20 protein-coding genes are annotated in these 18,180 nt (G+C 63.3%); 19 read left to right on the top strand and 1 reads right to left on the bottom strand.

Annotation, left to right across the window (positions count from 1 at the left end; genetic code table 11):
- Nucleotides 1–32: 32 nt before the first annotated feature.
- A complete protein-coding gene (locus JFT58_RS09820; RefSeq protein ID WP_034125599.1) occupies nucleotides 33–803 on the bottom strand; it encodes a ParA family protein in 771 nt (256 codons plus the stop codon).
- A 316-nt stretch (nucleotides 804–1,119) separates the two neighbouring features.
- On the opposite strand from JFT58_RS09820, the gene JFT58_RS09815 reads away from it, so the two are divergent.
- The 19 genes from JFT58_RS09815 (at nucleotide 1,120) to JFT58_RS09725 (ending at nucleotide 18,178) form a co-directional block, all read left to right on the top strand.
- A complete protein-coding gene (locus JFT58_RS09815) occupies nucleotides 1,120–1,839 on the top strand; it encodes a beta-ketoacyl synthase chain length factor (protein ID WP_054896224.1) in 720 nt (239 codons plus the stop codon).
- Nucleotides 1,815–2,627, top strand: a complete 813-nt coding sequence (locus JFT58_RS09810) for a lysophospholipid acyltransferase family protein (protein WP_054896223.1) — start codon at nucleotides 1,815–1,817, stop codon at nucleotides 2,625–2,627. Before JFT58_RS09815 ends, JFT58_RS09810 begins: the two co-directional genes overlap by 25 nt.
- Nucleotides 2,605–2,874, top strand: a complete 270-nt coding sequence (locus JFT58_RS09805) for a phosphopantetheine-binding protein (RefSeq protein ID WP_034125597.1) — start codon at nucleotides 2,605–2,607, stop codon at nucleotides 2,872–2,874. Before JFT58_RS09810 ends, JFT58_RS09805 begins: the two co-directional genes overlap by 23 nt.
- Nucleotides 2,875–2,883: 9 nt before the next feature.
- Nucleotides 2,884–3,138 (top strand): acyl carrier protein, encoded by a 255-nt coding sequence (locus tag JFT58_RS09800; protein WP_003187949.1) that lies wholly within the window; start codon nucleotides 2,884–2,886, stop codon nucleotides 3,136–3,138.
- Nucleotides 3,135–3,680, top strand: a complete 546-nt coding sequence (locus JFT58_RS09795; RefSeq protein ID WP_014716602.1) for a membrane protein — start codon at nucleotides 3,135–3,137, stop codon at nucleotides 3,678–3,680. The genes JFT58_RS09800 and JFT58_RS09795 overlap by 4 nt, the downstream gene beginning before the upstream one ends.
- Nucleotides 3,677–5,347, top strand: coding sequence for an ApeI family dehydratase (locus JFT58_RS09790; RefSeq protein ID WP_054896222.1), 1,671 nt, complete (start codon nucleotides 3,677–3,679; stop codon nucleotides 5,345–5,347). Before JFT58_RS09795 ends, JFT58_RS09790 begins: the two co-directional genes overlap by 4 nt.
- A gap of 161 nt (nucleotides 5,348–5,508) precedes the next feature.
- Complete coding sequence (locus JFT58_RS09785) at nucleotides 5,509–6,243, top strand: glycosyltransferase family 2 protein (RefSeq protein ID WP_054896221.1); 735 nt, start codon at nucleotides 5,509–5,511, stop codon at nucleotides 6,241–6,243.
- Entirely contained in the window at nucleotides 6,240–7,175 is a 936-nt protein-coding gene (locus JFT58_RS09780; protein ID WP_054896220.1) for an LpxL/LpxP family acyltransferase, read from the top strand. The genes JFT58_RS09785 and JFT58_RS09780 overlap by 4 nt, the downstream gene beginning before the upstream one ends.
- Complete coding sequence (locus tag JFT58_RS09775) at nucleotides 7,159–8,700, top strand: HAL/PAL/TAL family ammonia-lyase (protein WP_054896219.1); 1,542 nt, start codon at nucleotides 7,159–7,161, stop codon at nucleotides 8,698–8,700. Before JFT58_RS09780 ends, JFT58_RS09775 begins: the two co-directional genes overlap by 17 nt.
- The gene (locus JFT58_RS09770) at nucleotides 8,693–9,118 is read left to right on the top strand and encodes an acyl-CoA thioesterase (RefSeq protein WP_054896218.1); all 426 of its coding nucleotides are present in this window, start codon (nucleotides 8,693–8,695) and stop codon (nucleotides 9,116–9,118) included. The genes JFT58_RS09775 and JFT58_RS09770 overlap by 8 nt, the downstream gene beginning before the upstream one ends.
- Complete coding sequence (locus tag JFT58_RS09765; RefSeq protein WP_054896217.1) at nucleotides 9,115–9,798, top strand: outer membrane lipoprotein carrier protein LolA; 684 nt, start codon at nucleotides 9,115–9,117, stop codon at nucleotides 9,796–9,798. Before JFT58_RS09770 ends, JFT58_RS09765 begins: the two co-directional genes overlap by 4 nt.
- Nucleotides 9,770–12,100, top strand: coding sequence for an MMPL family transporter (locus JFT58_RS09760; protein ID WP_054896216.1), 2,331 nt, complete (start codon nucleotides 9,770–9,772; stop codon nucleotides 12,098–12,100). Before JFT58_RS09765 ends, JFT58_RS09760 begins: the two co-directional genes overlap by 29 nt.
- Before the next feature lie 33 nt (nucleotides 12,101–12,133).
- Complete coding sequence (locus JFT58_RS09755; protein ID WP_054896215.1) at nucleotides 12,134–13,381, top strand: NAD(P)/FAD-dependent oxidoreductase; 1,248 nt, start codon at nucleotides 12,134–12,136, stop codon at nucleotides 13,379–13,381.
- Nucleotides 13,378–14,127, top strand: a complete 750-nt coding sequence (locus tag JFT58_RS09750; protein ID WP_054896214.1) for a class I SAM-dependent methyltransferase — start codon at nucleotides 13,378–13,380, stop codon at nucleotides 14,125–14,127. The genes JFT58_RS09755 and JFT58_RS09750 overlap by 4 nt, the downstream gene beginning before the upstream one ends.
- A complete protein-coding gene (locus JFT58_RS09745) occupies nucleotides 14,124–14,606 on the top strand; it encodes a hypothetical protein (protein WP_054896213.1) in 483 nt (160 codons plus the stop codon). The genes JFT58_RS09750 and JFT58_RS09745 overlap by 4 nt, the downstream gene beginning before the upstream one ends.
- On the top strand, nucleotides 14,603–15,769 hold the full coding sequence (locus tag JFT58_RS09740) for a beta-ketoacyl-[acyl-carrier-protein] synthase family protein (RefSeq protein ID WP_054896212.1): 1,167 nt from the start codon (nucleotides 14,603–14,605) through the stop codon (nucleotides 15,767–15,769). Before JFT58_RS09745 ends, JFT58_RS09740 begins: the two co-directional genes overlap by 4 nt.
- The gene (locus JFT58_RS09735; RefSeq protein ID WP_054896211.1) at nucleotides 15,766–16,227 is read left to right on the top strand and encodes a hotdog family protein; all 462 of its coding nucleotides are present in this window, start codon (nucleotides 15,766–15,768) and stop codon (nucleotides 16,225–16,227) included. Before JFT58_RS09740 ends, JFT58_RS09735 begins: the two co-directional genes overlap by 4 nt.
- Nucleotides 16,224–16,952 (top strand): 3-oxoacyl-ACP reductase FabG, encoded by a 729-nt coding sequence (gene fabG, locus JFT58_RS09730; protein ID WP_054896210.1) that lies wholly within the window; start codon nucleotides 16,224–16,226, stop codon nucleotides 16,950–16,952. Before JFT58_RS09735 ends, fabG begins: the two co-directional genes overlap by 4 nt.
- Nucleotides 16,952–18,178: a beta-ketoacyl-ACP synthase gene (locus JFT58_RS09725; RefSeq protein WP_003187928.1), complete on the top strand. Its 1,227-nt coding sequence runs from the start codon at nucleotides 16,952–16,954 to the stop codon at nucleotides 18,176–18,178. The genes fabG and JFT58_RS09725 overlap by 1 nt, the downstream gene beginning before the upstream one ends.
- The last annotated feature ends 2 nt before the right edge of the window (nucleotides 18,179–18,180 follow it).

The following is an 18,180-nucleotide window of genomic DNA, read 5'->3' as shown; positions in this document are numbered from 1 at the left end:
GGCTCCCACCGTGTTCGGTGTTGCCTGTTGGGTCAGGCGTTTTCCAGCAGGTTGTGCAGGTCTACGAACTGCTGCGTCAGCTTATGCCGTGGGTCCAGGTGGATCAGCGGCTTGCTCTCCTGGTGCGACTCGCGCATACGCACGGAGCTGGCCAGGTACACCGGCAGTACCGGCAGCCCTTCGGCAATCAACTCATCGAGAATCTGTTGCGGCAGGCTCGCCCGTGCCTGGAATTGGTTGACCACGATGCCTTCCACTTCAAGGCCTTCGTTATGGTCGTCCTTCAATTCTTCGATCTCAGCCAGCAGGCCATACAGGGCCTGGCGGGAAAAGCTGTCGCAATCGAAGGGGATCAGTACGCGATCGGCGGCAATCAGCGCCGAAACCGCGTAAAAATTCAGCGCTGGAGGCGTATCCAGGTAGATTCGATCGTAATCTTCGCTCAGTTCATCCAGCAGCTTTCGCAGCTTGTTGATCTTGTGCTTGGCCTCAAGCTTGGGCTGCAGGTCGGCCAGTTCCGGGGTGGCGGTGATCACATGCAGGTTATCGAACGGGGTTTCGTAGATATCTACCCTGTTTTTCTTCGAAAACGGCCCCGTCGACAGGGTTTGCTTGAAAAAATCCGCGATTCCCATGGGGATGTCGTCGCCCGTCAGCCCGGTGAGGTACTGAGTTGAGTTGGCCTGTGCATCGAGGTCCACCAACAGGGTTCGATAACCTTCGCTGGCGCTGACCGCCGCCAGGTTGCAGGCGATGCTGGACTTGCCCACACCGCCTTTTTGATTGAACACCACGCGCCGCATGGAAAAACCTCCGTGTATCAATGAATCCCCCGAGTGTAGAGCGCAAAAGCGCTGGTTAGCTACCTCGTTCATCCTCACGCGCTGTCTGGCTCACAAATGAATGGAAACCGCGCAACGATCGAGTCCGGCCTTCGCTCGCCGATAATCTGTAAATTCTTCCAACTTATTTGTGATCAATAGTGAACAAACTTTCACCACTATTTGCTAGAACCCCACGGCACCGGGATAATGCGCGCCATACGGCCATTGCTCCCTGTCCCGGAATCCGGGGCCATTGGCCGCACATGGAAGCCCGCAGGGGCGGGATAACTTCTCAGTGATCAACTTCAACATCGCCCAATGGCGCGCCTGGGCTCCTGGCCTTGCGAGTGCGGACGACTGGTACGCCTGGTGCCGGGACCCGGTGTTGCCGCCTGTCAGCGAAGCGTCCCCCGATGTGTCATTTTTGCCAGCCATGCAGCGCCGCCGTCTGAGCCGGCTGGCGCGCATGGCGTTCAGCGTCGGCTGGCCGCTGGCCGAGGGCCTTGAAGACCTGCCACTGGTGTTTATTTCCCGCCATGGTGAAACCCCGCGCACCTTGGACATTCTCAGCGACCTGGCCAACGAGCAGCCGCTGTCGCCGACTCAGTTCAGCCTGTCGGTGCATAACGCGGTAATTGGCCTGTGGTCGATCCTGCGCAATGAAACCAGCGAGATGACCGCCCTCGCCGCCGCCGGCGATGGCCTCGAACATGGCCTGCTCGAAGCCGCCGCTCTGCTCAACGAAGGCGCCGCTGCCGTATTGCTGGTGATCACTGAAGAACAACCGCCCCACGCCTACGCCAGCTGGATTACGGATGTGCCGTTCCCCTATGCCCTCGGCCTGTTGCTCACGCCGGGCGACGAGTGGCAACTGGAACTCACCACTGGCACTGTCCAACTCACTCAAACCCAGTGGCCCCACGCCCTGAACCTGCTGCGCACCCTGCTGACCGAACAGGGCGCCTGCCAACATGCCTGGAAGAACCGAGTATGGAACTGGCAACGCAAGCCCTGACCCACAAGCCACGGCAGGCCTATTATTGGCGCCTGTTCGCCACGGCCCTCAGCTTTTGCCTGTTCGGCATCGGCGGGCTGTGCCTGCGTTTGCTGGTGTTTCCGCTGCTCAGTTGCCTGCCGGGCGACGCCACCCAGCACCAACGGCGCGCACGCCACACCATCAGTTGCCTGTTCTGGTTTTTCATTCGCCTGATGAAGGGCCTGGGCATTCTCACCTACAGCGTCGAGGGTGCCGAAAAGCTTGGCCGCCCTGGCCAGATGATCGTCGCCAACCACCCGTCGCTGATCGACGTGGTGTTCCTGATCGGCCTGATGCGCCAGACCAACTGCGTGGTCAAGCAGAGCCTGTTCCAGAACCCGTTCACCCGCAGCCCGGTACGCGATGCCGGCTATATCAGCAACGACGGCAGTGCCGATATGCTCGATGCCGCAGCCGATGCCCTGCGCGCCGGCCAGACGCTGATCATCTTTCCCGAAGGCACACGCACCACGCCGGGCGCGGCGCCGGCCTTTCATCGCGGCGGTGCGGCCATTGCGCTGCGCGGTGCGACAATCATCACGCCAGTGGTGATCAAGGTCAGCCCCACCACCCTGACCAAGGCCGAACCCTGGTATCGCATCCCCCACCGTCGATTTCACTTCAGTTTGCGCGTGGGCGCCGATATAGAGCCACAAGCGTTTGCCGCAGTCGGGCCCGCGCCCCAGGCTTCACGCAAGCTCAACGATCACCTGCATCACTATTTCATTAAGGAGCTCGCCGAAGATGAGCGACCAACACCGCCTTGAGCACGACATAAAGACGCTGATCATCGAGGCCCTGGGCCTGGAAGACATCAGCCCCGACGATATTGGCAGCGACCAGACCCTGTTTGGCGAAGGCCTGGGCCTGGATTCGGTCGATGCGCTGGAATTGGGCCTGGCGATCCAGAAAAAATACGGCATCAAAATCGATGCCGACGCCAAGGACACCCGCAATCACTTCACCAACGTGGCCAGCCTTGCGGCGTTCGTCACGGCCCGACAGGCAGCTTGAGACCGTACCATGCAAACTCGTGACGATATCTTCAACACCCTGCGCGACGCCTTGGTGGAACTGTTTGAACTGCCCCCGGAACGCGTCACCCTCGACGCCAACCTGTACCAGGACCTGGAAATCGACAGCATCGACGCCGTGGACCTGATCGACCACATCAAGCGCCAGACCGGCAAGAAAATCGCCGCCGAAGAGTTCAAGGCGGTACGCACGGTGAACGACGTGGTAGAGGCGGTGTACCGTCTGGTCCAGCCCGCCGCATGAGTCGGCTGATCGGCCTTGGCCTGTTATTGGCGGGGCTGCTGTACCCCTTCGCGGTGTATTACGGCACCGAGCACTTTGCACCTTGGCAGTTCGGCTTGCTGCTGGGCAGCCTGTGGCTGTTGCGCGCGCTCACCGCTGCGCGGCGCCCGGGCAGCCGTTGGATGGCGGTGGTGGTGATCGTGTTTTGCCTGGCACTGGCATGGTTCGATAATCCCCAGTGGCTGCGCTGGTACCCGAGCCTGGTCAGCGGATTCATGCTGGCGCTGTTCGGCCTGAGCCTGAAGTACGGCCCGCCGATGGTCGAGCGCCTGGCACGCATGACCGACCCGCACCTGCCGCCCCACGCGGTGGTGTATACCCGCCGGGTCACCCTGGTGTGGAGTGTGTTTTTTCTCTGTAATGGCCTGCTCGCCGCCGCGCTCACCCTGTGGGCGCCGCTGAGCTGGTGGACGTTGTACAACGGCCTGATCGCCTACGGGTTGATGGGCTTGTTGTTTGCCGTGGAATGGCTGGTACGACAAAGGGTTCGAGGCCGCGTATGAAAGGGTTGAAACTTGAGCACTTGCTGCTTGAGCCACTGCAAGATCGCGGGGTGACCGCCGAGCCTCTCATGAATCACGCGCAACTGTGCGAGCACTCCCTGAGCCTCGCCGCAGGCCTCAAGGCCCGGGGTATCCGGCGCCTGGCCGTGCACCTGGAAGACGCCGGCCTGCTGGCGATTGCGCTGCTGGGCGCCTGGCGGGCCGGTGCGAGCGTACTGCTGCCCGCCGACCTGCAACCCCAGACGCGCCAGCGCTGGGCCGACGCCGTGGATGCCTGGCTGGTCGAAGCCAGCGACCTGGACGCGCTGTATCAAGCGCCCTTGAGTGCCGCCGCCCTCGATCTGGACAACTGCCAACTGAGCCTGTGCACCTCCGGCTCCAGCGGCGAGCCCAAGCGCATCGACAAGTCCCTGCGCCAGTTGGCCAATGAAGTAGAGGCGCTGGAAGCCCTGTGGGGCAAAGATCTCAAGGACGCCTGCATCATCGGCAGCGTCGCTACCCAGCATATCTACGGCTTGCTGTTTCGCGTGTTGTGGCCGCTGTGTGCCGGCCGCACCTTTGTACGCAAGCAACTGGCGTTCCCCGAAGACATGCAGCGCGCCAGCCGTGAGCACCCGCAATTTGCCTGGGTGGCCAGCCCGGCGCTGCTCAAGCGCATGGGCGACAACCTCGACTGGCCGGCACTGAGCCAGGTTGCACGGGTATTTTCCTCCGGTGGCGCGTTGCCGGTTGATGCGGCCGGCAGCCTCTACGACCGTTTACAGCAATGGCCCACAGAAATCCTCGGCAGCTCGGAAACCGGCGGCATCGCCTGGCGCCAGGGTGCGCAACCCTGGCAGCCGTTTGCCGACGTGCAACTGAGCCAGGATGCCGACGGCGCTTTACGCATCGCCTCAAAGTACTTGCCCGAAGGGCATGTCGAACAGACAGCCGACGCCGTTCGCCTGCATGCCGATGGGCGCTTCGAACTGCTGGGCCGCCTGGACCGTATCGTCAAGCTGGAAGAAAAACGCATCTCCCTGCCGATGTTGGAACAAGCGCTGATCGCCCATGAATGGGTGTGCGACACCCGCCTGGGCGTGGTGCAGGAAAACCGTGCGTCCCTGGGTGCCGTGGTGGTGCTCACCGACGCGGGGCTGCATGCCTTGCGCAACCAGGGACGCCGCACGCTCACCCAGACCCTGCGCCAGCACCTGAGCCAACATTGCGAAGCCCTGGCCTTGCCACGCCGCTGGCGCTTGTTGCGCCAACTGCCGCTGAACAGCCAGGGCAAATTGCCCCAGGCCGATATCGAAGCCTTGTTGCTGGCGCCTCGCCCCAAGGGGCCTGAGGTGTTGGCACAAGTCGAAACCGAAGGTGAATGGACCTTGCAACTGAGCATCCCACCGGACCTGGCCTATTTCAGCGGGCACTTCCCGGTCACCCCGGTATTGCCGGGGGTGGTGCAGGTGGAATGGGCGTTCAACCTGGGCCAACAATTGCTCGACCTGCCAACCCGGTTCGCCGGCATGGAAGTGCTCAAGTTCCAACAACTGGTGCGCCCGGGCGATCACATCGAACTGCACCTGCGCTTTGATCGGGAGCGTAGCAAGCTGTACTTCGCCTATCGCAATGGGGTTGCAGCGTGCTCAAGCGGGCGGATCGTGCTGGAGGCCGCGTATGCATAACCTGTTCTTGTGGCGAGGGAGCTTGCTCCCGCTGGAGTGCGAAGCGCTCCCAACCCAGGCATCACCCACTCCCAGGATGATCTCGGTCGCCTCCATTGGGGCTGCTTCGCAGCCCAGCGGGAGCAAGCTCCCTCGCCACGGGGTTTGCGCAGGCTTTGAATATGCATAACCCCTGCGCTTTGATCCCGGTATACAACCACGAAGCCGCCGTGCCGGCCGTGGTCCACAGTGTGCTGAAGAGCGGCCTGCCCTGCCTCTTGGTGGACGATGGCAGCAGCGCCGCGTGCGCAGCCGTGCTGGCGCAGTTGGCGACGCTGGATAACGTCACCCTGCTGACCCTGCCCAGCAACCAGGGCAAGGGCGCCGCCGTGATGGCCGGTTTTCGCGAAGCAGCACGGCAGGGCTATACCCACGCCCTGCAAGTGGACGCCGATGGCCAGCACGACCTGCGCGAAGTCCAGACCTTTATCCACACCTCACGCCAGCACCCCGAGGCCGTCATCTGCGGCTACCCCGAATACGACGACAGCGTGCCCAAGGGTCGCCTGTACGCACGTTACCTGACCCACGTGTGGGTGTGGATCAACACCCTGTCGCTTGAGATTCGCGACTCGATGTGCGGCTTTCGCGTGTACCCGCTGGCGCCGACGCTGGCGCTGATGGACTCGGCCTACATCGGCACGCACATGGATTTCGACTCGGACATCCTGGTGCGCCTGGCCTGGCGCAACCAGCCGATGCGCTGGCTGCCCACCCTGGTGCACTACCCCGCCGACGGCCTGTCGCACTTTCGCTTGTTGCGCGACAACCTGCGCATCAGCGCCATGCACACGCGGTTGTTCTTCGGCATGCTCGTGCGTGCGCCGATGATCCTGTGGCGACGGTGGCAAGCATGAACGACAGCACCAAGCATTGGGCCGACCGCGAGGAACGCGGCAGCTTCTGGCTGATGAAATTCACCGCGGTCGCGGTCAAAGTCCTCGGCCGTCGCCTATTGAGCCCGTTGCTCTACAGCATCGTCTTTTACTTCTTCCTGTTCGGCCGCACCGCACGCCACAGCGCCTGGCAATACCAGCAGCGGCTGGCGCAATGGAGCGGGCGCAATGACTTGCTGCCGAGCCACCGCACAGTCTTTGCCCAGTTCATGGCCTTCGCCGATTCGCTGCTCGACAAGCTGGACGTGTGGAACGGCAAGCTGCGCCTGGAGCAAATCGAAATCAACGACCCGGCACAGTTACGCAGCCAACTGCGTGGCGAGCGTGGGCAGATGCTGGTGGGCGCGCACCTGGGCAACCTGGAAGTGTGTCGCGCCCTGGCGGAGATCGGCGAACAAGTCACCATGAATGTACTGGTGCACACCAAGCACGCCGAGCGTTTCAACCGTCTGCTGGGCGAGGCCGGCGCGACCCATTTACGCCTGATCCAGGTCAGTGAACTGGACCCGGCGACCATGCTGCTGCTCAGCCAGCGCCTGGACGATGGCGAGTGGCTGGCGATTGCCGGCGACCGCATCCCGCTGCACGGCGGGCGCACGGTGCGCGTGGATTTCCTCGGTCATACGGCGGCATTCCCCCAAGGCCCATGGCTGCTGGCAGGGTTGCTCAAGTGCCCGGTCAATCTACTGATGTGCCTCAAGCACCAGGGCCGCTATCGCCTGACTATCGAGCCCTTTGCCGACTTGATCGAATGGAAGCGCAGCACCCGCGAGCAAGTCATTGCCGAATGGACCACCCGCTACGCCGCACGCCTGGGCCAGTTCTGCCTGCAAGCGCCCCAACAATGGTTCAACTTTTACCCTTTCTGGAAGACCGATGACGACGCCTCTTGAGCCCATCACCTTTGGTGAACGCCCCCTGCGCATCGAAGACGTGCTGGCCCTGGCCAACCGCCAGGTGCCCACTCGCCTGCAGGACGATGCCGCGTACCGCCAACGCATCGCCAAGGGCGCGCAGTTCCTCGACTCGCTGCTGGACAAGGAAGGCGTGATCTACGGCGTGACCACCGGCTACGGCGACTCCTGCGTAGTGGCGGTGCCGCTGGAACACGTCGAAGCGTTGCCGCGTCATCTGTACACCTTTCACGGTTGCGGCCTGGGCAAATTGCTTGACGCTCAAGCCACCCGCGCCGTGTTGGCAGCGCGTTTGCAGTCGCTGTGCCATGGCGTGTCCGGGGTGCGTGTGGAACTGCTGGAACGCCTGCATGCCTTCCTCGAAAACGATGTGCTGCCACTGATCCCGGAAGAAGGCTCGGTGGGCGCCAGCGGTGATCTGACGCCGCTGTCCTACGTGGCCGCGACCTTGTCTGGCGAACGTGAAGTGCTGTTCCGCGGCGAACGCCGCCCGGCAGCCGACGTACACCGTGAACTGGGCTGGGAGCCGCTGATACTGCGGCCCAAGGAAGCCCTGGCACTGATGAACGGCACCGCCGTGATGACTGGCCTGGCCTGCCTGGCCTTTGCCCGCGCCGACTACCTGTTGCAACTGGCCACGCGCATCACCGCGCTCAATGTGGTGGCGCTGCAAGGCAACCCGGAACACTTCGACGAGCGCCTGTTCGCCGCCAAGCCGCACCCCGGGCAGATGCAAGTCGCCGCGTGGCTGCGCAAGGACCTGGCCATCGACGCGCCCACCGCCCCTCTGCATCGCCTGCAAGACCGTTATTCGCTGCGCTGCGCGCCCCACGTGCTCGGCGTATTGGCGGACAGCCTGAACTGGCTGCGTTCGTTCATCGAGATCGAACTGAACAGCGCCAACGACAATCCGATCATCGATGCCGAAGAAGAACGCGTGCTGCATGGCGGGCACTTCTACGGCGGGCATATCGCCTTCGCCATGGACAGCCTCAAGACCCTGGTCGCCAACGTTGCCGACCTGCTCGACCGCCAGCTCGCACTGTTGGTGGACGTGCGCTACAACCATGGCCTGCCGAGCAACCTCTCCGGCGCCCCGGCTGACCGTGCAATGATCAACCATGGCTTCAAGGCCGTGCAGATCGGCACCAGCGCCTGGACCGCCGAAGCACTGAAAAACACCATGCCGGCCAGCGTGTTCTCGCGCTCCACCGAGTGCCACAACCAGGACAAAGTGAGCATGGGCACCATCGCCGCCCGCGATGCGATCCGCGTGCTGGAGTTGACCGAACAGGTCGCCGCCGCGACCCTCCTCGCCGCCAACCAAGGCGTGTGGCTGCGCGCCCAGGCCGAGGATGCTCGCCCACTGCCACCTGCACTGGCCGCGATGCACGCGGAACTGGCCCAGGACTTTGCGCCGGTCATCGAAGACCGCGCCCTGGAAGGCGAACTGCGCCTGTGCCTGCAACGCATCGCTGCGCAACATTGGAGGCTGCATGCGTAGCCCCGGCGTGTTGCACAGCGACACTGAAATCCTCGTGCCGTTTTTCGACATCGACACCATGAACGTGGTGTGGCACGGGCATTACGTGAAGTACCTGGAAGTGGCGCGCTGTGCGTTGCTGGACAAGATCGGCCATAACTACACGGCGATGCTCGAAGCCGGCTACGCGTGGCCGGTGATCGACATGCAGCTACGCTATGTGCGTGGCGCGACCTTCGGCCAGACCATCAATGTGCGCGCCAGCCTGGTGGAATGGGAAAACCGTTTGAAGGTGAATTACCTGATTACCGACCTGGCCAGCGGCGAGCGCTTGACCCGCGCCAGCACCGTGCAAGTAGCGGTGCAAATCGCCAGCCGCGAGATGCAACTGGCCTCGCCCAAAGTCTTCACCGACGCCGTCGAAAGGGCCCTGAAATGAAATCCCCTGTAGGAGCGAGCTTGCTCGCGAAGATCGCCCATAAAAACGCGGGCCACCTGACACCCCGTGGCGCCCTCAGGTTTTTCGCGAGCAAGCTCGCTCCTACAGTGGCGGCGTTGTTGCTGAGCTTGAGCGCCCACGCCTTCGACCTGCAGCAGTTGAGCGATCAGCTTGCCAAACCCTCCGTGATCCACGGCAACTTCACCCAGGAAAAACACCTGCGCGCCCTGCCCCAGCCGTTGGTGAGCAAAGGCACCTTCGTGCTCGCCAAGGATCACGGCCTGCTGTGGCTGCTGAAAACCCCGCTGCAACAGGACTACCGCATTACAGCCCAGGGCATTGCCCGCCGTGACGCCAATGGCTGGCAACTACTGCCAAACAAGAGTGCCGGCGCCGAACAGAATCGTTTGTTCCTGGCAGTACTGCAGGGCGACAGCAGTGGCCTGCAGCGCGACTTCGACCTGCAACTGCAAGGCGAGGCCCAACAATGGAAGCTCACGCTGACCCCACGCTCACTGCTGCTCAAGCAAGTGTTCACCCAGATCAATATCGACGGCGGCGCACTGGTGCACAGCATTGAACTGCTGGAAACCCAAGGCGACAGCACGCTGTTGCGCATGCAGGACAGTACCGCCGACCAGCCGTTGAGCGATGCGGAGCAACACGACTTTGCCCAGTGAGCGCCTACTGCCGCGCCTGTTCCTGACCCTGCTGGTGGCCGTGCTGGCCCTGGCAGGCTGGCAGTGGCGTGATGGCGCGCCGTTGTCGGCCAACCTGATGGAGCTGGTGCCTGGCAGCACGCCAGACGCACTGGAACTGCAAGCCGAACAGCGCATGCAGGAGCCGCTCAACCGCGAAATGCTGGTGCTGGTGGGGCATGCCGACCGCCAGCAAGCGGTGGCCGTGGCGCAGCAACTGGGTGAGCGCTGGCAGGCCAGCGGCCTGTTTGAAAAGGTGCAGTGGAACCTGCAAGCCGACTTGCCAGCGTTGCGCGAGCAACTGCTGCGCGGGCGCTTGTCGATGCTCTCAGCCAAAGACCGCGAGCAACTGATCCAACAGCCGGACGCGTTCATCCAGCAGCGCGTGCAATCGCTGTTCGACCCCTTCACCGGCTTCAGCCTGGTGCCCAGCCAGGACGATTGGCTCGGCCTGACCGGGCGCATCCAGAACAGCCAACCGCAACACGGCGCGGTGCAAATGGACATCGGCAGCGGCGCCTTGATCGCCGATGCCGACGGCAAGAGTTGGGTGCTGCTGCGGGCGCGCACCACCGGCAACGCCTTCGACATGAAGCTGCCGCTGCAGGTGGCAGACTTGCTAAAAGCCAGCCGCGAGCAAGCCGGCGCACACGGCGCGCAACTGCTCGCCGCTAGCGGTTTGCTCTACGCGGCCAACGGACAACAGCAGGCCACGCGGGAAATGACCTGGGTCGGCGGCGGCGCCACCCTGGGCATCCTGTTGTTGCTGCTGCTGGCGTTCCGACGCTGGCGGGTGTTGCTGGCGTTCGTGCCGGTGCTGGTGGGCATGCTGTTTGGCGCGGTGGCGTGTGTGGCGCTGTTTGGGCATATGCATGTGATGACCCTGGTGCTGGGTTCCAGCCTGATCGGCGTGGCGGTCGATTACCCGCTGCATTACCTGTCCAAAAGCTGGAGCCTGCAACCGTGGCGCAGTTGGCCGGCGTTGCGCCTGACCCTGCCGGGGCTGAGCCTGAGCCTGGCCACCAGTGCTATCGGCTACCTGGCGCTGGCCTGGACGCCGTTCCCGGCGCTGACCCAGATTGCCGTGTTCTCGGCTGCCGGCCTGGTCGGTGCCTATTTGTGCGCCGTGTGCCTGTTGCCCGCACTGCTCAAGGGCGTGGAACTGCGCCCGGCGCAATGGCCGCTGCGTGTCGCCCAAAACTTATGGCAGCTACGCACGGCCCTGCTCAAACGCGTGCCCGGTTCGGTGCTGCTGGTGTGGGTGCTGCTGTTCTGCGCGGCGGGCCTGTGGCAACTGAACACTAAAAACGATATCCGCCAATGGATCGGTGCGCCGCCGCAGTTGCTGCAGGAAGCCCAGGCCGTGGCGCGCATCACCGGGTTCCAGCCCACCAGCCAGTTTTTCCTGGTGCGAGCGGACAATCAGCAGCAGTTGCTGGAGCGCCAGGCCGCCTTGGGCAAACGCTTGGACCAGTTGGTGCAGATGGACAAGCTCCAGGGCTACCTGGCGCTCAATCAACTGGTCAACCTTCCCGGCGAGCAACAACAGCTGCGCGAGGCGCTGAACAACCTGGCGCCACACTGGAAACCGCTACTGGACCTCGGCGTGCCCCTCAGCGCCCTGCAAGCCGAAGTGGCGCAGTTGCAGGCGCTGCCCACCGCAGACATCGACGCCGCACTGCAAGGCCCGCTGGCCGAGCCTTGGCGCACGCTGTGGCTGGGCCCGGTGGATGGCGGCGTGGTGGCCATGGTCAGCCTGCAAGGCTTGAACAACCCGGCGCTGCTGCGGGTGCAGGCGCTGAACTTGCCCGGCGTGCAGTTGGTGGACCGCTTGGGTGACTTGAACCGGGTGTTTGCCGACACGCAGATCAGTGCTGCCGAATTGAAGTTGCTGTCTTGCGTGCTGATCGTGCTATTGCTGATTGCGCCCTTCGGCTTTGGCGGCGCCTTGCGTATCGTCGCCCTGCCGCTGCTGGCTGCGTTGTGCAGCCTGGCCAGCCTCGGTTGGCTGGGCCAGCCGCTGACTTTGTTCAGCCTGTTTGGCCTGCTGCTGGTCACGGCCATCAGCGTCGACTATGCGATTTTGATGCGCGAGCAGATCGGCGGCCCTGCCGTCAGCCTGTTGGGAACACTGCTGGCGGCACTGACGACTTGGTTGTCGTTCGGCCTGCTGGCGGTCTCCAGTACACCGGCCGTGAGCAATTTCGGCTTGTCGGTCAGCCTGGGCCTGGCGTTCAGCTTTATGCTGGCACCCTGGGCCAGCCGCCAGAAACACGCCTTATGAATGTGATTAGCGCCCATGCGGCAAGGAGCCCTCGTGCCCACAGTTGAAATGGAACGTCGCCAGGTGGTGGTGATCGGTGCCGGGCCTTCCGGTGCCATCGCGGCCGCGCTGTTAAAGCGCAAAGGGCATGATGTATTGATCATCGAGCGCGAGCATTTCCCGCGTTTCTCGATTGGCGAAAGCCTGCTGTCGCACTGCATCGACTTTATCGAAGAAGCCGGCATGCTCGACGCTGTGCAAGCTGCAGGCTTCCAGGTAAAAACCGGCGCGGCCTTCGCCTGGGGCGAGCGCTACAGTGCCTTTGATTTCAGCGACACCTTCAGCAACGGCAAGCCCACCACCTTTCAGGTGCAGCGCGGCGAGTTCGACAAATTGCTGGCCGACCAGGCGGCGTTGCAAGGCGTGGAAATCCGCTACGGCCAAACCATTGTCGGCGTGGATTTTTCTGCCGAGAGCCGGTATTTGCATGTGCGCCGCCAGAATGGCAGCGAGTACCACCTCAAGGCCAGGTTCGTGCTCGATGCCAGCGGCTACGGCCGTGTGTTGCCACGCCTGCTTGACCTGGAAGCACCGTCGAATTTCCCGCTGCGCCAGGCCGTATTCACCCACGTCGAAGACCGTATCGAACACCCAGGCTTTGACCGCAGCAAAATCCTGGTGACCACTCACCCGACCAAGCGCGATATCTGGTTCTGGACCATCCCGTTCAGTAACGGCCGTTGCTCGGTAGGCGTGGTCGCAGCCAAAGAGCATTTCGAGGGTGCCGACAGCGACCTCGACGCCTGCCTGCGCGGCTTTGTCGAGCAAACCCCAAGCCTGTCCGCCGTGCTGCAAAACGCCGTCTGGGATACCCCGGCGCGCACCATCGGCGGCTACTCGGCCAACGTCAAAACCCTGCACGGCCCAGGCTTTGCGCTACTGGGCAATGCGGCGGAATTCCTCGACCCGGTGTTCTCTTCCGGCGTGACCATTGCCATGCGTTCGGCCAGCATGGCCGCAGGAGTACTGCACCGCCAATTGAGCGGCGAAACGGTGGACTGGCAAACCGAGTTCGCCGAACCGCTCAAGCGCGGTGTCGATACCTTCCGTTGCTACGTCGAGGGCTGGTACGCGGGCACGTTCCAGGACGTGATTTTCCATCCTGGCAGTTCACCGGAGATTCGCCGCATGATCAGCTCTATCCTGGCCGGTTACGCCTGGGATGAACGCAACCCGTTTGTCAGCGAGCCGAAGCGGCGCTTGCGGATGTTGTCGGATATTTGTGCGAGTGAAGCGGTATGAGCAGCCCTGGCGTCGAAAAAAACTACCTGAGTCAAAACTACGTCGAAGAAACCCGCTTCGGCTTCTGGTTCCTGCGCAGCCATACCTGGCAGCATCACGTATTGCGCGTGGCGATCAATGACCTGCGCAGCTTGTTCAGCGAGCCGCTGCCGGTGGCGCCGGTGTTGCTGGATGCCGGTTGCGGCCAGGGCAAATCCTTCCAGTTGCTGCATCAGGTGTTCGCGCCTTCGCGCCTGATCGGCCTGGATGCCGACCCTCACAGCCTGGCACTGAGCCGCGAAGAAGCCGCGCGGCTGGGCCTGGACGTCGAGTTGATCGGCAGCGACTGCGCGACCCTCAACCTAGCGGATGCCAGCGTCGATATCCTGTTCTGCCACCAGACCTTCCATCATCTGGTGGAACAACATCGCGCACTCAAGGAGTTCTATCGGGTGCTCAAGCCGGGCGGCTATCTGCTGTTTGCCGAATCCACCGAAGCCTACATCGACACCTGGGTGATTCGCTGGCTGTTCCGCCACCCGATGCATGTGCAGAAAAGCGCCGAAGAGTACCTGGAGATGCTGCGCGAGCAGGGCTTTGAGTTCGCTGCTCAGAACATTTCGTACCCTTACTTGTGGTGGAGCCGTTCCAGTGACTTCGGCCTGCTGGAACGTTGGGGCCTGCGCAAGGCACCGCCCGTGGGCCAGCGCGAGGAAACCCTGGTCAACTGCGTGGCCCGTAAACCTGTGGAGAATGCGGCCCCATGATGCGCCTGCTGTTGATAAGTTGCCTGTTGCTGCTCAGCGCCTGTGCCAGCCAGGCGCCGCTGCCGGAAAAAATGCCGGCCCTGGCCTTGCCGATGCAATTGCATGTGCAGCGCCTGGCAGACGGCCAGAGCCAGGACTGGCTGCTGGTGATCCAGCGCGAAGGCCGCGCGATTCGCTGGTCGATGATGGACCCGCTGGGCATTCCCCTGGCCCGGCAAAAACTGCTTGATGGGCAGTGGCAGGCAGACGGCTTGCTGCCGCCCAACCCCCAGGCGCGCACGCTATTTGCCGCGCTGCTGTTTGCCCTGACCGCGCCCGGTGACGTACCGGCGTTGTATCCCACTGCCCAGGCCATGGACCTGACGCGCACGCTGCCGGGCCACTGGCAGATCGTCTACCAGTCTTCGGAGGTGTTCAGCGTGAACATGGCCGACCCGCCGCTGAGTTACCGCATCAGCCCGCTGGGTGTGAGCCGATGACCGCCTACCTCAACGCCCTTGGCGTGATCTGCGCCCTTGGCCGTGGCCAGGCGCAAGTCAGCCGCAAGCTGTTTGCCGGCGACTGTTCGGGCATGCGTGCCGAAAGCGGCTGGGTGCCGGAACGCGTAGTGCCGGTGGCCGCCGTATACGGCGAACTGGCGAGCCTGCCCCCTGAACTGGCCCAGCAAAGCAGTCGCAATAACCAGTTGCTGTTGGAAGCGGCGCTGCAGATCGAAGATCAGATTCGTCAGGCCATCCAAACCTACGGCGCTGACCGGGTCGGGGTTGTGCTCGGCACCAGCACCTCGGGCATTGACGAAGCCAGCCGTGGCATTGCCCATTACCTGCAGAACACGCAGTTCCCCGCTGACTACGACTACCAGCAACAGGAACTCAGCGCTCCGGCCAACTTCCTCGCCGACTGGTTGAACGTGAGCGGCCCGGCCTATGTGATTTCCACCGCCTGCACCTCCAGCGCCCGTGCATTGATGAGTGCCCAGCGCCTGTTGGACCTGGGGGTGTGCGATGCGGTGATTTGCGGCGGCGTGGACAGCCTGTGCAAGCTGACGCTGAACGGGTTTACCGCGCTGGAAGCAGTGTCTGCCGAGCGCTGTAATCCGTTCTCGGTGAACCGCAACGGCATCAATATCGGTGAAGCGGCGGTGCTGTTCCTGATGAGCCGCGAGCCGGCCCCCATCGCCTTGCTGGGCAGCGGCGCCAGTTGCGACGCGCACCATATCTCTGCGCCCGAGCCCAGCGGCAAGGGCGCGTTGCTGGCCATGCGCAAGGCCTTAGCCTGCGCGAAGCTTTCGCCCGAGCAGATCGGCTACCTGAACCTGCACGGCACCGCGACCCAACACAACGACGCCATGGAAAGCCTGGCGGTCGCCAGCCTCTTTCCAGGCGGCGTCGCCTGCTCATCGACCAAGCCCATGACCGGCCACACCCTCGGCGCTGCCGGGGCACTGGAAGCCGCGTTCTGCTGGCTGAGCCTGACCCATCGCCTGCTGCCACCCCACGTATGGGACGGCCATCCCGACCCGGCGCTGCCCGCGTTGCAATGGGTGCGCAGCGGCGACAGCTTGAAAAAAACCTGCCTGATGAGCAACTCGTTTGCCTTCGGCGGTAACAATGTCAGCCTGATAATCGCAGAGGCCCCATGATCGATTGGCCACTCGCCGAACTGCTGCCCCATGCGGGCGACATGATCCTGATCGACCAGGTGCTGTCGTTCGATGAAGAGCAGATCCACACCCGCGTCACCGTCAAGCCCGGCGGCCTGTTCAACCGTGCTGACGGTAGCCTGCCCGCCTGGGTCGGTATCGAGCTGATGGCGCAAAGCGTCGCCGCCTATGCCGGTTGCCATGCACGCCAGCAAGGCAAGGCCGTGGAACTCGGTTTCCTGTTGGGCACACGTAAGTTCGAGTGCAACGTGGAGCACTTCCCGGCCGGTGCAGAGCTGCATATCCACGGCCTGCGCTCCCTGGAAGACGACAACGGCATGGGCGTGTTCGAATGCCACCTCACCGGCGACGGTATCCAGGCCAGCGCGCGCTTGAACGTATTTCGACCGCCCCAGGCGGCCAACTATTTAGATGAATCGAAGGACGAAACGCCATGACTGAATCCGTACTGGTCACCGGCTCCAGCCGTGGTATCGGCCGCGCCATTGCCCTGCGCCTGGCCCAGGCCGGCCATGACATCGTGCTGCATTGCCGCAGCGGTCGTGCCGAAGCCGACGCGGTACAGCTCGAGGTCCAAGCCCTGGGGCGCGAGGCACGCGTGCTGCAGTTCGACGTGGCCGATCGCGCTGCGTGCAAAGAGATCCTTGAGGCCGATGTGGAGCAGCATGGCGCCTACTACGGCGTGGTGCTCAATGCCGGCCTGACCCGCGACGGCGCCTTTCCTGCTCTGTCGGAAGACGATTGGGATGTGGTGATGCGCACCAACCTGGATGGTTTCTACAACGTGCTGCACCCGGTGATGATGCCGATGATTCGGCGCCGCGCCGCCGGGCGTATCGTGTGCATCACCTCGGTGTCCGGGCTGATCGGCAACCGCGGCCAGGTCAACTACAGCGCCTCCAAAGCCGGCTTGATCGGCGCGGCCAAGGCGCTGGCCATCGAGCTGGGCAAGCGCAAGATCACCGTCAACTGCGTGGCGCCGGGCCTGATCGACACCGCGATGCTGGATGAAAACGTGCCGGTAGAAGAACTGATGAAAATGATCCCGGCCCAACGCATGGGCACGCCGGAAGAAGTCGCCGGCGCCGTGAACTTCCTGATGTCGGCCGAAGCCCGCTACATCACGCGCCAGGTGCTGGCCGTGAACGGGGGCCTGTGCTGATGAAGCGCGTTGTCGTCACCGGCATGGCCGGCGTGACCTCCCTGGGCAGCGACTGGGACACCATCGCCGCGAACTTTCGCGCCAACCGCAGCGGCATCCGGCGCATGGATGAGTGGGACCGTTTCACCGAATTGAACACGCGCCTGGCCGGCCCTATCGACGATTTCGTCGTGCCTGCTCACTGGACGCGCAAGCAACTGCGCAGCATGGGCCGCGTCTCGCGCCTGGCCGTGTGGGCGGCGGAGCAGGCGTTGCAAGACGCCGGCCTGCTCGGTGACGAGTCGATCAAGGACGGACGCATGGGCGTGGCCTGTGGCTCGTCCACCGGCAGTACCGATGAGATCAAGGCGTTCGGCAATATGCTGCTCAATTCGGTGGCCGAGGGGCTCAATGCCAATTCCTATGTACGCATGATGCCCCACACCACGGCGGCAAATATCAGTATCTTCTTTGGCCTCACGGGCCGGCTGATTCCTACCTCCAGCGCCTGCACCAGCGGCAGCCAGGGCATCGGCTACGCCTATGAGGCAATCAAGTTCGGGCGCCTGCCGTTGATGCTCGCGGGCGGCGCAGAAGAACTGTGCCCCACCGAAGCCATGGTGTTCGATGCGTTGTACGCCACCAGCCTGAAAAACGATGCGCCGCAAACCAGCCCGCGCCCCTACGACAGCGGCCGCGATGGCCTGGTGATCGGTGAAGGTGGCGGCATGTTGGTGCTCGAAGAGTTGGAACACGCACTCGCGCGAGGCGCGCATATTCATGCGGAGCTGGTCGGCTTCGGCAGCAACGCCGACGGCCAGCACACCACCCGCCCGGAACAGAAAACCATGCGCCGCGCCATGGAGCTGGCCCTGGAAGACGCAGGTCTTGAACCGTCCGCCATTGGCTACGTGAACGGCCACGGCACGGCTACCGATCAGGGCGACATCGCTGAAACCCTGGCCACCAGCAGCCTGTTTGGCAGCCGCATGCCGATCAGTTCGCAGAAAAGTTTCCTGGGGCACACCCTGGGCGCGTGCGGGGCGTTGGAATCGTGGTTCAGCATCGAGATGATGAACCGCGACCAGTACGTGCACACCTTCAACCTGGACGCGGTCGACCCGCAATGCGGCGAGCTGGACTACCTGCAAGGTGGCTTTCGCCAGATGCACAACGACTACGTGATGAACAACAACTTTGCCTTCGGCGGGGTCAACACCTCGTTGATCTTCCGCCGCTGGGCCTGACT

This window comes from Pseudomonas sp. MF6767, assembly GCF_016405475.1.
GTDB classification, from domain to species: domain Bacteria; phylum Pseudomonadota; class Gammaproteobacteria; order Pseudomonadales; family Pseudomonadaceae; genus Aquipseudomonas; species Aquipseudomonas paracarnis.
Note: the sequence above shows the minus strand (reverse complement) of the source record. Positions and strands in the feature narration are given on the sequence as shown.

Bases quoted from the DNA above. Each gene is read 5' to 3' on its own strand.
- JFT58_RS09775 (WP_054896219.1), top strand. From the start codon at position 7,159: ATGACGACGCCTCTTGAGCCCATCACCTTTGGTGAACGCCCCCTGCGC.
- JFT58_RS09725 (WP_003187928.1), top strand. From the start codon at position 16,952: ATGAAGCGCGTTGTCGTCACCGGCATGGCCGGCGTGACCTCCCTGGGC.
- JFT58_RS09780 (WP_054896220.1), top strand. From the start codon at position 6,240: ATGAACGACAGCACCAAGCATTGGGCCGACCGCGAGGAACGCGGCAGC.
- JFT58_RS09785 (WP_054896221.1), top strand. From the start codon at position 5,509: ATGCATAACCCCTGCGCTTTGATCCCGGTATACAACCACGAAGCCGCC.
- JFT58_RS09810 (WP_054896223.1), top strand. From the start codon at position 1,815: ATGGAACTGGCAACGCAAGCCCTGACCCACAAGCCACGGCAGGCCTAT.
- JFT58_RS09765 (WP_054896217.1), top strand. From the start codon at position 9,115: ATGAAATCCCCTGTAGGAGCGAGCTTGCTCGCGAAGATCGCCCATAAA.
- JFT58_RS09800 (WP_003187949.1), top strand. From the start codon at position 2,884: ATGCAAACTCGTGACGATATCTTCAACACCCTGCGCGACGCCTTGGTG.
- JFT58_RS09770 (WP_054896218.1), top strand. From the start codon at position 8,693: ATGCGTAGCCCCGGCGTGTTGCACAGCGACACTGAAATCCTCGTGCCG.
- JFT58_RS09805 (WP_034125597.1), top strand. From the start codon at position 2,605: ATGAGCGACCAACACCGCCTTGAGCACGACATAAAGACGCTGATCATC.
- JFT58_RS09735 (WP_054896211.1), top strand. From the start codon at position 15,766: ATGATCGATTGGCCACTCGCCGAACTGCTGCCCCATGCGGGCGACATG.
- JFT58_RS09760 (WP_054896216.1), top strand. From the start codon at position 9,770: ATGCGGAGCAACACGACTTTGCCCAGTGAGCGCCTACTGCCGCGCCTG.
- fabG (WP_054896210.1), top strand. From the start codon at position 16,224: ATGACTGAATCCGTACTGGTCACCGGCTCCAGCCGTGGTATCGGCCGC.
- JFT58_RS09795 (WP_014716602.1), top strand. From the start codon at position 3,135: ATGAGTCGGCTGATCGGCCTTGGCCTGTTATTGGCGGGGCTGCTGTAC.
- JFT58_RS09740 (WP_054896212.1), top strand. From the start codon at position 14,603: ATGACCGCCTACCTCAACGCCCTTGGCGTGATCTGCGCCCTTGGCCGT.
- JFT58_RS09820 (WP_034125599.1), bottom strand. From the start codon at position 803: ATGCGGCGCGTGGTGTTCAATCAAAAAGGCGGTGTGGGCAAGTCCAGC.
- JFT58_RS09745 (WP_054896213.1), top strand. From the start codon at position 14,124: ATGATGCGCCTGCTGTTGATAAGTTGCCTGTTGCTGCTCAGCGCCTGT.
- JFT58_RS09790 (WP_054896222.1), top strand. From the start codon at position 3,677: ATGAAAGGGTTGAAACTTGAGCACTTGCTGCTTGAGCCACTGCAAGAT.
- JFT58_RS09750 (WP_054896214.1), top strand. From the start codon at position 13,378: ATGAGCAGCCCTGGCGTCGAAAAAAACTACCTGAGTCAAAACTACGTC.